We start from the raw sequence: 12,958 nt of genomic DNA on the forward strand, positions 1-12,958 counted from the left end.
GACCTTCCGGTGACGCGTTTTGCTCGTCTGCCCTTTCCTGCCGTCCCGCCCGGGTTCGACAATGGGACGGTGAGTTCCCGAGGTTCCGCCGCAGAGTGGGCGTCCGGCCAGGTCCACGCCGTGCGTGACGATCCTGATGCCCGCCTCGAGCTGAGCGCCCGCACGTATCACGGTCCGGTGGGCAACGCACCGCGGCACCTGCCGTTTCGCCGGGCGGCGCTGTCGTTCATGCGCTGGCAGGTCGGCCGCGGTGTGCTGGCCGCGCTCGACGCGTCGCCGCCCGGGAGTCCGTGGTGGCGGGCAGTCAACGAGCGCCTGCTGCGCGACGGGTGCGAGGCGGTCGCCCGGAGCGGCGGGATGGGCGGGACGCCGTCATCGCAGGCGGTCGACCTGTGGATGCTGTTCGTTGCCGATCCGACCGCACGCACCTGGTACCGGGCTCACAATGCGAGCATTGTCTCCGCCTACCTCGACCATCGCGGCCTCGCCGAATCCGAGAGCCGTCCCGAGCGGTTCTTTCTCAACGTCGTGCTGCTCCGCGTCCTCTTCGCACACGCCTTGGTCGCAGCGCCACGTCTGGCGCTCGGGCGGCTCGCGCCGGCTGGCCCCCTACTCGGCGATCCGCGACTGTCGATGACGGGCATCTTCCTCTCGCTCTCGCGCGTACTCCCCGATCGATATCCACTCGGAGACGACGTCGCGGCGTACGTCGCCGCCGAGCACAACCTCGGCGAGCTGCTGGACTACGGCCTGATCGGACCGCGCCTGCAGCAGCTGTACGAATGGTCGGCCGCCGAACTCGACGAACCGCGGCTGCTCGGCTGCATCCGCGACGGCAGCCCCACCTATGCCTGGTCGTACACCGATCGCGAGGTGTGGCATCCGGCGCGACCGGCCGCCACGATCCGCGCGGTTCGGCGCTTCGTGCCGGCTCGCCGGTAGCGGGCGATGTCTACGGCTGTCTACTCCGCCGGTTTCCGTGGGCCCGTGAAAGGGTAAGCGTGATGGGACGCGTTCGCTGTTGCGACGGATTACGCACCCTTACTTGGTCATTCGAGCGGCAATGACGGAAGGGACACCAGGATGGCCGACCAGTACGCCTGTCAGGATCCCACCACGCAGTACCCCGATCCCGACCGTGAGCACCAACCGGAGATACCGCACCCGGGACTGACCGCCGACATGGTGACCACCCCGGACCACGGCGAGAAGACCTATCGGGGCAGCGGCCGCCTCGACGGCCGTCGCGCCCTGATCACCGGGGCGGATTCGGGCATCGGACGAGCAGTGGCGGTCGCGTTCGCCCGCGAGGGCGCGGACGTGGTGGTCAGCTGCCTCGACGCCGAGGAGCCTGACGCCCGGGAGACCGTGCGACTGGTGAACGGCGCCGGACGGCGAGCCGTCGTCGCGACCGGGGACATCACGTCGGAGGACCACTGCCAGACTCTGGTGGACCTGACGGTCCGCGAATTCGGCGGTCTCGACATACTCGTGAACAACGCGGCGTTTCAGATGGTGCAGACGGGTGGCATCGCCGACATCACCACCGAGCAGTTCGACCGCGTCCTGCGGACGAACCTCTATGCGCTGTTCTGGCTGTGCAAGAAGTCCGTCGCGGTCATGGAACCCGGATCGACCATCGTGAACACGTCGTCGATCCAGGGCATGAATCCCTCCCCCGGGCTGCTCGACTACGCCACCACCAAGGCGGCGATCATCAACTTCACCAAGGGACTGGCGGCCGATGTGGCGAAGCGGGGAATACGAGTGAACGCGGTGGCGCCGGGGCCCATCTGGACGCCGCTGATTCCGGCGACCATGCCCGCCGACGGCTACCGGAAGTTCGGAGAGGACGTGCCCCTGGGCCGGCCTGGCCAGCCGGCCGAACTGGCTCCCGCGTACGTTTTCCTCGCGTCGAACGAATCCAGTTACGTCACCGGAGAAGTGCTCGGCGTCACCGGGGGTATTCCGTTCACGTGAGCACCGCGTCCGGTGTGCGACCGCACACGGTGCGAGCTCACTCCTCGGTGCGTGCGGCGACGATAGCGGCGAGGTTGGCGGCAATGTTCTCCTCGACCGCGGCTTTGTCGACACCCAGTCCGGCGAGCACACCGACGCCGTCCTCGACCTCGAGCAGGGCAAGCAGAATGTGCTCGGTTCCGATGTAGTTGTGTCCCAGCCGAAGTGCTTCACGGAACGTGAGTTCGAGCGCTTTGCGCGACTGAGCGTCGAAGGGGATGAGAGCGGGGATCTCCTCGACGGCGGGCGGCAGCGTCGCGGTCGCCGCGTGCCGGACCGTGTCCAGATCCACGCCCTGTGCTGCGATGGCGCGGGCACCGAGTCCGTCGGGGTCGGTCAGGAGTCCGAGGACGAGATGCTGGGGCAGGATCTCGGAGTTGCTTGCGGCCCTGGCTTCGTTCTGCGCGACGACCACAACCTGTCGTGCGCGGGGAGTGAATCGGCTGAATCCCTGATTCGGATCGAGGTCGGAGGCCTGCCCGGGGTCCTTGGGGACGAACCGCTTCTGTGCGGCCTGCTTGGTGACTCCCATGCTCTTACCGATCTCGGTCCACGACGCCCCCGAGCGGCGGGCCTGGTCGACGAAGTGGCCGATGAGGTGGTCTGCGAGGTCGCCGAGGTGTTCGGCGGCGAGAACCGCGTCGGTGAGTTGCTCGAGCGGCGCCTCAGCATGCCCCTTCTTGATCGCTTCGATGAGATCGTCGAGGCGGATGGGCGGGGTGACGGGCGTTGAATTCTCCATGCGTCAACTCTAAGTTGACGATCATCCAGCGTCAACCCTGGGTTGTCGACCGAAGGTTGTCGCGTCGATCCGCGGAGAGAGGCACTGCGCGGCGGGCAGTCTGCTACCTTGATGGCTAGCAGATCTAGGGATAGGTGTTCTATGCATATCGAGAAAGACCTGGTGGCCGCGTCCGCCACTCCCCTGGTGCTCGGAATTCTCGCCGAGGGCGAGTCCTACGGGTACGCCATCCTGAAGCGAGTCAACGACCTGTCCGGCGGGCGGATCCAGTGGACCGACGGCATGTTGTACCCGCTGCTGCACCGACTCGAACGGCTCGGACTGGTGTCGGCGTCGTGGGGCGCCTCCGACAGCGGGCGCCGGCGCAAGCACTACACGATCACCGCCAAGGGCCGGGAAATGCTGGCGGAACGGCGCGCCCAGTGGGACGTGGTCGCGGACGCCCTGAGCCAGGTGTGGCGCTCCGTCCAATTGCCCCCGGCGCCCGCGGAAGGATGGTCGTGATGGATACCGACAAGGAACTGGAATCGCAGATCGGTCAGTGGCGAGGGTACGTCGAGCGCCGTCACGCGATATCCGCTGCCGACACTGATGAGATGGAAGACCATCTGCGCGATCAGATTTCGGATCTGTCCGCGGCCGGCCTGGAGACCGACGAGGCTTTTCTCGTCGCGGTAAAACGGATGGGCAACGTGGACGACATCTCCCGCGAGTTCGCGCGGGAGCACTCCGATCGGCTGTGGAAGCAACTCGTGCTGATACCGGCCGCGCCGGACGGCGATCGCACTCGTCCCACCCGTGAACTGTTCGTCGTTCTCGGGTTCGCGGTCGGCGCAGCACTCGCCCTCGAGGCAGGGTTGGCGACACTCGACGAGCAGGACCTCGCCCGCAACCTCAGCCTGTTCATTCTTCCCTTCCTCGCCGGATACTTCGCGTGGAAACGGAAGGTGACGCTTCGACTGGCCGCGGCGCTGGTGGTGCCGTTCGTCCTGGCGGCGGTGCTGTTGAACGTCTTCCCGTTCGTCTCGAACGGCTCCACCGAGGTGATCGCGGCGATCCATGCACCCATCGCGTTGTGGTTCGCCGTCGGTGTCGCGTATATCGGCGGCCAGTGGCGGTCGGACCGGCGGCGAATGGACTTCATTCGATTCACCGGAGAGTGGGTGGTCTACCTGACCCTCCTCGCCCTCGGCGGCGGCGTGCTCATCGGCCTGACGGTCAATGCTTTCGACGCCCTCGGCCTGAGCGTCGAGTGGGTCGTCGAGGACTGGGTGCTGCCGTTCGGAGCGGCCGGTGCGGTCATCGTCGCCGCATGGCTCGTCGAGGCGAAACAGAACGTCGTGGAGAACATCGCCCCCGTCCTCACGCGTGTGTTCACACCACTGACGACTCTCATGCTGCTGGTGCTGCTGATCGCATTCGCGACGACCGGCAGCGTGGTCGACGTCGACCGGAACCTGCTGATCCTGATGGACCTCATCCTGGTCGTCGTCCTGGGCCTGCTGTTGTACGCGATTTCCGCCCGCGACCCCTACCTGCCGCCCGACCTTTTCGACCGCCTCCAATTCGTCCTCGTCGTCAGCGCCCTCGCGGTCGACCTGCTGATGCTGTTCGCCATGCTCACTCGAATCGCGGAATTCGGCTTCACCCCGAACAAGGTGGCCGCACTCGGAATGAACCTGGTCCTGCTCGTCAACCTGACCTGGTCGGCGGTTCTCATCCTCGGGTTCCTCCGGGGCCGCCGCGAATTCGGGTCCACCGAAAATTGGCAGACCCGTTACCTCCCCGTCTTCGGTGTGTGGGCGGCGTTGATGGTCGGTGTACTTCCGCCGATATTCGACTTCACCTGACGACCGCGGGCCGCGACCGATTACCGGGATTCTTCCAATGAGCGCGATACCTTCCGAATGACGCTGCCGCTGCGTAACATCAAGCACATCTCGCTGGAATCCCTCTGGAGGCCGACGTGGGTGGACTTGGTATCGATCTCGGAACTGCCAACACTGTCGTCGGAACCCCCGACGACGGCATCGTACTGAACGAGCCTTCCTTCATGCTGGTTCGGACGAAGGAACCGCACCGCGCTCTCGCCATCGGCAGCGAGGCGCGCAGTCTCGTCGGCCGGACGCCCATCGGAATAACTCCGGTGCGGCCGCTGCGGGACGGGGTGATCGTGGACCTCGAGTCGGCGCGGGCCTTCGTGACGGCGATCGTCAAACGGGTGTCGCCGGCCCGGCGTTACGGGGTGCGGCCCAAGGCCGTCATCTCGGTGCCTGCCGGCGCCACTCCGCTCGAGCGCAGGGCCCTGCTCGAGGTCGGTCACGAGGCCGGCCTGCGGAAGGTGGGGCTGGTGCCCGAGCCGGTCGCGGGCGCCCTCGGCTGCGGAATCAACCCGCTCGAACCCCGCGCCCATCTCGTCGTCGACATCGGCGGCGGCACTTCGGAAATCACCGCCATATGTTTCGGCGGCATTCTCTCCCACCGCAGTTGCCGACTCGCGGGCGACGAACTGACCAACGCGCTGTACCAGTACCTGCGGGCGGAGCACAACATCGTCGTCGGCGAACTCACCGCCGAACGGGCGAAGCTGGGCGCGCCGGACACCGACGAAGGTCAGTCACTCGTCGTCGAGGGCCGCGACGCCGTCACCGGCCGAGCACGCTTCGTCACCCTCGAAACCGAGGAGATCGTGGATGCGTTGCGGCCGACCACAACCGGAATCGTTCACACCCTGACCGAGTGCCTCGAAGACCTTCCGCCCCAGGCGATCGGCGACGTGATGTCGGAGGGGTTGCTCGTCATCGGCGGCGGGGCGTTGCTGCGTGGCCTCTCGCAGCTGCTCGAGGAGGCGTTCGGATTCCCGGTGAAGACGGCCGAACGCCCACTCACGTGTGTCGCGGAAGGTGCCACCGCGTGTCTCGTGCATCCCGAGGTGGTCGCCGCCTACAGCAGCTGATCACCGCCCCGGCGCCGGCGCCGGTGCCGGTGGTCGCGGGAAGTAGTGCTCGAGGATCTTCTTGACCACGGGGCCGGAAGTCGCCGACCCGAAACCACCTCCACGGACCAGCACCGACACCACGATTTCGGGGGCGTCGAACGGCGCCACCGCGGAGAACCAGGCGTTGAGCCCCTCCCCCGGCGCCGACGGATCCTCCGCGGTTCCGGTCTTCGCGCCTGCCGGTACCGGCAGGTTCGCGAGTTGCCCGGCGGTCCCGGCGGCGGCGGAGGCGCGCATCCCTGCCCGGACGGGATCGAGACGGTCCGCGAACGCGAGCCGCTGCGGTGCCGCGGTGGGGATGGAGATCAGTTCCGGCCCGTATGCCGCGGCCAGCTGAGGTGTCACCATCGCGCCGGTGGCGATCCCCGACGTCCAGCGCGCCACCTGGATCGGGGTCGCGCTGACCGTGCCCTGCCCGATACCCATCAACAGCGTCGACCCGGGATACCACGTGGCCCCGATGCTTCCGACGTTCTCCGGGGTGCCGAGAAATCCCTCCGACTCACCGGGCAGGTCGATCCCGGACCGCCGTCCCGCGCCGAGTTGGCTCGCGACGTCGGCCATCTTCTCCGGCCCCAGAAGCTCACCGAGCTTGTAGAAGTAGACGTTGTCGGACCACTGGATCGCCCCGAGCAGATTGTTCGGGCCCATCGGCTGCCAGTTGCGGAAGGTGTGGCCGCCGTACGTGTACGCCGCGCCGGTCTCGATGACCGCGTCCGGCGAGAGCACCGGGTACTGCATGTCCGCCGACGCGACCACGATCTTGAATGTCGAACCGGGCGGCACCGCGGTCTGGGTGGCGTGGTTGACCAACGGACTCGGACCCGGGGTCTGGCTCTGCGCCGTGAGGGCGACGAGATCGGCCGGGGGTCCGTAGACATTGTTGTCGGCGCCCGGGACGCTCGCGAGCGCCAGTACTGCTCCGGTTCGCGCGTCCATCACGACGGCGGCGCCGAGGTCGCCCTTGCTGGTTCGCATCGCTTCCGTGAGTGCGTCGGTGGCCAGGGTCTGCACGCCGATGTCGAGGTGCAGGCGCAGATCGTGGCCCCGTACCGGGTCGACACGCTCGCCGGTGGCCACCGGATTGCCGGACGGATCGACGTACATGCACTGTTTGCCGTCACTGCCGCGGAGCAGAGCGTCGTATTGCTTCTCGAGTCCCGCCTTGCCGACGCGTGACCCGAGTGCAAGGTGTGGCCACCGTTCCATGTCGTCGGCGTCGGCGACTCCGACGTGACCGAGGATGGACGCGAGTACGGCGCCGTACGGGTACTGCCTACGACCGGACGGCACCACGAGGACACCGGGAATCCGCGCGTCCACGATGCGCCGCGCCTGGTCGGGCGCGACCCTGCCCACGGCCACCTGGGTTTCGCCCTCGCCGCCGGCGTCGATCAGGTCCGACAGCTCGTTGGGTGACTTCACGAGCAGCGCGGCGAGCCGGTTGCGGGCGTCGTCGTCGCTGTCCTCGAACATCCGGGCGACCACGGCAACGGCGTACTCGGCCACGTTCACCACGAGGGGGACACCGTTGCGGTCGACGATCAGTCCGCGTTCGGCAGGCAGGCGGATGCACCGCATCATCTGCGCATCGCTCATCGCCCGATACTCCGCGCCCCGGTCGTGCTGCACCTGCCAGGCGAACACCGACATCGCGACGAGCGCGGCGATCATCGTCATCGTCCCCGCCGACATTCCGCGTGGTCGACGCCGCCGCCCCGGGTCGGGGGCCCACAGCGGCCGCGCGACGCCGTCTCGGCGCACCGCGAGCACCAGACCGATGGCGGCGAATCCGACGATCGCGGCCGTCCCGCCGTAGCTGAAGAGGGGAATCGGCATCCCGGTGTGGGGCAGCAGCGACAGACTCTGTCCGATCGACACCAGCGCGTGGATGCCGAACAGCCCACCTATTCCGGCCGCGACGAGTGCCGCCTCCCGGGTTCGTGCCGTGCGCGCAGCGAGTGCGGCCCGCCACACGATCACCGACGTCGCCACCACCACCGCCAGGCCGGCGATCAGACCCCACCCGTACACCAGGCTGGCAAACGCCAGATCATGCTCCGATTCGGGAAGAAACTGCGCCCGCACGTCGTACAGCGGGTCACGCGCCAAACCCCACAGGCCGCCGCTGCCGATCGCGATGTTCGCCTGCAACTCGGCCCACCCCGCGCCTGCCGGGTCGGCGTTGCTCGACAGGAACACGTGCACCCGTTCGAGCTGATACGGCCGGAGGAACAACACCGCGAGCGGCAGCGACGCGATCCCCACCACGAACAACGGGACCAGCGGGAGCAGCGGAACCCGCGCGAGGATGAGCATGAATCCCGCCGTCGCGACGAGCACGACGGCCGTCGACAGGTCGGGTTGGACCGCGACGAGCGTCACCGGCACCGCTGCAATCCCCAGGGTCGCGAGAAAACGCGCGAGGGTGAACCCACCCGCGAGCATGCTCGCGGGCACCAGGATCAGCGCGAGTTTGGCCAACTCGGACGGCTGAACGGTGAACACCCCGAAGTTCAGCCAGCGCTGCGCGCCCTTCGTCGCGACCCCCGCGAGGGGAACGGCCGCGAGCAACAGCGTCGCCACCCCGAACACCGCCCAGCCGAAGGTCCGGAGGTCACTCACCCGCAGGCGGGACACCACCCACATGATCGCGAGCCCGGCCGCCGCGAAGAGCAGATGGCGAACGGCGTGCCCCGTCATCCCAGTCGCCGTCAGATTCAGGAGACCGAGCACGACGAGGACGATCGCCGCCCCGACGATCCACGGATCGGATTCGTGCTTGCCGTCCTGCATGGCCCGCCCCCGGCACTCAGCAGCGTGCGTTCTCGGCGGGCATCAACAGCGGCTCGGACGCGGCCGTCGCCGGGGCGCTCGTGATCGCCGCGACGGCCAGCGCGGCCCCGGCCGGCAGATCGGTCCGGACGACGCCGTACACCTGCTGCGACCCGGGCTGAACACGCTCCGACACGTCTCCGCCCGCCCGCACCTCACCCGAACAGCGGTCGTACACGTTCACCCTCCAGGTCACGGCATCGACAGTCGCCGCCGGATCGAGATGGACGTCCACGCGGATCGCGCACGCCTGCCCGGGACCGCACTCACCGTTGGCGCGGGTGGCCGTGACGAGCGTGATCGGCCCGGCGCTGCCGGGAGCGCCGACGTCGACCGGTGGCGGCACACGTCCCGCGTCGGACATGGCCGGCGTGGGCAGGCCGACCGGAGGTTCCGGTGGCGGCGGCGACACGGGCCGAATCTGATTCTGCTCCTCGGCATTCACCGGATTCAGGACGGCATCCCAGCCTCGGCGCAGCTCCGACCACGCCCGCGGCGCCGCCACCACCGCCGCGAACAGGATCAGGATCGCCACGACACCGAGAGCGCCCTGCCGGCGCGACGGCCGTCTCCTCCTGCGATGCCACGGATTCCGGACCGGCGGGAACCAGCCCGGTGATGCGAGAGTGGAACCAGCGGCCACAGGCGGCGGCTTCTCACCGGCCGCCCGCTCCTCCACGGTCGGGCCGTCAGGGCGTGGCCGTCCCTTGGTCGCCGCGACCAGCCTGGCGAGTTGGCAGCGTTTCCGCTCCTCCTCGGCGGGATCGAGGTCGGGTGCGATCGCCAGACGAACAGATTGCAGCAACGCATCGAGATCTGTTGTTTCGACGAGCGATTCGTGCAACCGGTCGGGCAGGGCCGAACCGCGACAGTTCGACGCGATGCTTCGGAACAGCCCGGCAACCGCCTCGTTCACGTCCTGCCCGGACACCGCACCGCGTCCGTACTCGATCATGAGATGCCCGCTGTCAGACACTGTCACGTTATGAAAACGGATGCGGTCCGGCCCTTCGCTCCGCGCCGGTTCGAGCTGATCCAGCGCATCGGCAACGAGCAGCGACGCCTGTGCCGGTGACAGTATCGCCGCCGCGAGGAGTCTTGAGAGTGCGACACCGTTGACAGGGGCGGCAGGATGGGGGTGTTCGGGCGGTTCGGATCGAGCATCGGCGGGTTCGTTTCTCCTCGTGAGGAGCCCTGTCATCGCTTCGATCATCGCGCACCCCGACGCTCTGCCGCCCGCGCCGTGGAACGAGACCGGAGCGGGCGGCGACGGACCTTGAGTTGGGCTTACCCTGTGCCGAAATCCTTTACGCCTGCGTCATTCCATTTAACTCCGGCGGATGCTCCGGCGTCCGTGAAATCGTCCCCACACATTTTCGTGGGCACGCCCGGAGGGTCTGTCACCGTCCACTCGGAGGCACCCCCAAGGCGCGCATCACGACCGCGCCCCAGTCCCGCCATGCCGGGCAGGGCAACGGGTCCCGGTGGTTGAGGAACCGGATCACCTCGTCGTCGAAGGCGGCGGAGACGGGCAGAGACGAGTGCGCGGCGCGGACCGGGCAGCCGTTGCGTTCGACGTCCAGCCGCCAGCCGTGCGGCATCAGTGGAAGATCGGCAACCGACGCGACACTCAGAACACGCACTTCTTCGGGCAGGGTCTCGCCGAGAACGGCCTGTGCGCTGCCCGCCTCCCCGAGCAGTTGCCGCGCCGCGGGCGTGTCGGGGTCGAAGGGGAAGAAGGCGACCTCGATCGCGGGCACCGCCCAGCGCAACAGGTCGCCGAACACCCTGCCCGGTCGTTCGACGTCCGGCGGCGGAAACCCGAGCGGGGTCTCCGGGAACACACCCACCAGGATCAGCACGTCCACCCGTGCCCGACCCGCGGCGACCGCTTCCCACGCAATCCAGCCGGCATGCGAATGTGCGGCAACGGTCAACGGCCGCTGCAGGTTCGCCGCCTGCTCCGCGAACAGGGCGACCTGTTCCCCGACGGGCCGCTGGGTGTCGGCCGGTTCGTACGGGGCGCCTGTCCGGATCGGGCAGCCGGCGTTTCGCCGGGGCTGCCCGCCACCGGTTCCGGCGTAGGAAAAGTAGTACACCTGTTCGCATTCGTACCCCAGCCGCTGCACGTCGGCCCGGTACATCGTCCCCTCCCCCGAACGCGAGTCGATGCCGGACATGACGAGCAGCGAACCAGCCTGTCGTGGTCCGGGTTCCGGATAGTCGTATGCGCGGGTCGGAACGAAGGCCACCGACACGACCGTCGACGCGACGAGCACGGCGGCGAGTGCCGCTACGGGCCGCCGCAGCGGCGCACGGTCCATCGCCCACACCGTCAGTCCCGTCGCCGCTGCAGATACCGGCACGAGTAGCACGGTCAGGGCGGGGACGCGGTCCGCCAGGGCGCCCAGTGCGAGGATCGCCGCGCAGTACGGCACCATCACCTCGATTCGCAGGCCCCTGCGCCACGCCCGCCCCATCGCCGCGCGCAGGCCGGCACCGCCCTGCCACGGCACCGGCCCGAGTATCCACACCACCACCGCGACGAGCGCCACCGCCGGCCAGAACGCCCGCGAGTACAGCATCGCGTAGGCGGTCGCATCGGCGCACGACGCCAGGAGGACCGGACCGAACGCAGTCGCATAGAACGCCGTCGCGAAACGGATACGCCTCGAGTCGAGGCCACCGAGCATCCAGGCCATCAGCAGAATCCGCACGGCCGACACGACGGCAAGCAACACCAGGAACTGCGGCCACGAATCGGTGCGTACCAGCAGAAGTCTCAGGTCCGCGAACTGATCGAGCGGCGGCAACGCGACGAGATGCAACAGTCCCGGCCACACGGGAACCACCCTGCCCAGCGCGAGCACGACGACCAGTACCGCCGCGGCCGCCAACGGCCACCACCGACTCATACCTTCGCTGTACTCGCTGCGGTGGTGGTGCACAACCCGGCCGGCCCACCACGCAGGACTTCGTGCCGGGCAACGCGATTCCAGCTCAGGCAGGGCCGCGACCACGGCAGGATGCTCCCGCAGGGAGAATGAACATGACATTCCCGGGCGGGATCGGGGAGGATGATCACCTGATGGACGGTTCGGAGGTCGGAAGCCACCGGTCGCTCATGACGTTCGACCAATTCGAGGACATCTTCCGGGTGGCCGCCAGTATCGGCGTCGTGAGGGACGACTTTCATCGATTCGACGACGTCGTCACCGGGAAGCTGTACGACCTGCTGCTCGTCGCCCAGTCCGATGCCGCCGCTCAGCACCGGAACGTCATCGAACTCACCGATCTGCCGATCACCAGAGGCTTGCAGGAGAACATCGGGTTGTTCCGGGAACTCGGCCCGCACCTCCGGGCCGGCCCGATCCTCGAGCGACTGACCGACTACCCGCCGCTCGGCGGCGCACTCGCAACGGACACCCGATCAGGGCTCCCCGACATCACCGGCGGACTGAGCGTCGCCCTCGCGCGCACCTTCCGCATCGTCTACCCCGAGCTGAGGACCCTGCGGGCCCGGACGACGCACTGGGCGCTGGTCAGCACGCTCGTCGACCTCTATCTCTGACATCACCGGAGGCGGGCCGCTGTCCGCTCCCGATTTGGTAACACCCCCGGGGGTGCAAACTTCCACCCCCGGATGGAGGGTCGACCACCCCTGTAGGGGGCGTTGGCGGGCCCCCCTTCCGGCGAAGACTGGTGTCAGTCCACAAGGGACACGGAAAACCCCCACACCACACCCAGGAGCAACGCAATGAACTCGACCAAGACACGCATCGCCGCCGCAGCCGCAACGGGCGCCGCCATCGGACTCGGGATGTTCATGGCCCAGAGCGCCACCGCCGTCGCCGCACCCGCGCAGGCGACGTCGCCTCAGGTCGTCTCCCCGGACTCCGGGCTCTCCCCGTACAAGGTCGAGGTGAGAGACCGTATCGGTTGCGCCAATGCATGGCCCATGGTCGCCTGCGACGCCCCGGACGAGGACGTGCCCCCGCAGGTCACCCTCGTCGAGCCCGGCACCACCCTGGTCGAGCCCGGTGGCACGTCCCTCTTCGGCCCCGCCTCGGCGACCATCCATCAGGTCAACTACCCCCTCGAGCCCGACGACGGGGTGATCTCGCACTCGCTCGATCCCGACATGCCCTGGATGTGATGTGACGACGACTCGGAGTAGACGACCTGGATCAGCTGCATCTCGCGCAGATTCGCGCGGCCGCCGGGGCCATCGGCCCCGGCGGCCGAGGCGTGTGCGACGCGGTGTGCGGTGCGCTGCCGGAATATTTAGAAAGGCGAATCATCACTGACATCCGCGGACGCGAGGAGGACGATGAAACAGACCGGTCTCGCTCCTATCGTGAACG

11 protein-coding genes are annotated in these 12,958 nt (G+C 68.2%); 7 read left to right on the forward strand and 4 right to left on the reverse strand.

Annotated elements, in window-relative coordinates:
• Positions 1-69: 69 nt before the first annotated feature.
• Positions 70-942, forward strand: coding sequence for a hypothetical protein (locus ROP_RS01745; protein WP_012687627.1), 873 nt, complete (start codon positions 70-72; stop codon positions 940-942).
• A gap of 141 nt (positions 943-1,083) precedes the next feature.
• Positions 1,084-1,980, forward strand: coding sequence for a glucose 1-dehydrogenase (locus tag ROP_RS01750; protein ID WP_012687628.1), 897 nt, complete (start codon positions 1,084-1,086; stop codon positions 1,978-1,980).
• Between the two features lie 37 nt (positions 1,981-2,017).
• On the opposite strand, the gene ROP_RS01755 is transcribed toward ROP_RS01750, so the two are convergent.
• A complete protein-coding gene (locus tag ROP_RS01755; protein WP_012687629.1) occupies positions 2,018-2,761 on the reverse strand; it encodes a Clp protease N-terminal domain-containing protein in 744 nt (247 codons plus the stop codon).
• Positions 2,762-2,902: 141 nt separating this feature from the next.
• Here ROP_RS01755 and ROP_RS01760 point away from each other — a divergent pair, with 141 nt between their 5' ends.
• From ROP_RS01760 to ROP_RS01770, 3 genes are all read left to right on the forward strand, one after another.
• A complete protein-coding gene (locus ROP_RS01760; protein WP_043824047.1) occupies positions 2,903-3,265 on the forward strand; it encodes a PadR family transcriptional regulator in 363 nt (120 codons plus the stop codon).
• Positions 3,265-4,611 carry a permease prefix domain 1-containing protein gene (locus ROP_RS01765; RefSeq protein WP_043824049.1) on the forward strand — a complete coding sequence of 449 codons (1,347 nt, stop codon included), beginning with the start codon at positions 3,265-3,267 and terminating at the stop codon, positions 4,609-4,611. The genes ROP_RS01760 and ROP_RS01765 overlap by 1 nt, the downstream gene beginning before the upstream one ends.
• 116 nt (positions 4,612-4,727) lie before the next feature.
• Entirely contained in the window at positions 4,728-5,717 is a 990-nt protein-coding gene (locus tag ROP_RS01770) for a rod shape-determining protein (protein WP_012687632.1), read from the forward strand.
• Here the strand turns inward: ROP_RS01770 and ROP_RS01775 are convergent, their stop codons facing one another.
• The 3 genes from ROP_RS01775 to ROP_RS01785 all read right to left on the reverse strand — a co-directional run bounded on the left by ROP_RS01775 (position 5,718) and on the right by ROP_RS01785 (position 11,509).
• Complete coding sequence (locus ROP_RS01775; protein ID WP_012687633.1) at positions 5,718-8,555, reverse strand: FtsW/RodA/SpoVE family cell cycle protein; 2,838 nt, start codon at positions 8,553-8,555, stop codon at positions 5,718-5,720. It abuts the gene before it with no gap.
• Positions 8,556-8,571: 16 nt separating this feature from the next.
• Complete coding sequence (locus ROP_RS01780; RefSeq protein ID WP_043824051.1) at positions 8,572-9,807, reverse strand: hypothetical protein; 1,236 nt, start codon at positions 9,805-9,807, stop codon at positions 8,572-8,574.
• Positions 9,808-9,994: 187 nt separating this feature from the next.
• Positions 9,995-11,509, reverse strand: coding sequence for a membrane protein (locus ROP_RS01785; RefSeq protein WP_012687635.1), 1,515 nt, complete (start codon positions 11,507-11,509; stop codon positions 9,995-9,997).
• A 134-nt stretch (positions 11,510-11,643) separates the two neighbouring features.
• Here ROP_RS01785 and ROP_RS01790 point away from each other — a divergent pair, with 134 nt between their 5' ends.
• Positions 11,644-12,165, forward strand: a complete 522-nt coding sequence (locus tag ROP_RS01790) for a DUF1931 family protein (RefSeq protein ID WP_012687636.1) — start codon at positions 11,644-11,646, stop codon at positions 12,163-12,165.
• A 186-nt stretch (positions 12,166-12,351) separates the two neighbouring features.
• A complete protein-coding gene (locus ROP_RS01795) occupies positions 12,352-12,750 on the forward strand; it encodes a hypothetical protein (RefSeq protein ID WP_012687637.1) in 399 nt (132 codons plus the stop codon).
• Positions 12,751-12,958 lie beyond the last annotated feature (208 nt).

Origin of the sequence: Rhodococcus opacus B4, assembly GCF_000010805.1 — a bacterium.
In the GTDB taxonomy this organism is placed as follows: Bacteria; Actinomycetota; Actinomycetes; order Mycobacteriales; family Mycobacteriaceae; genus Rhodococcus_F; species Rhodococcus_F opacus_C.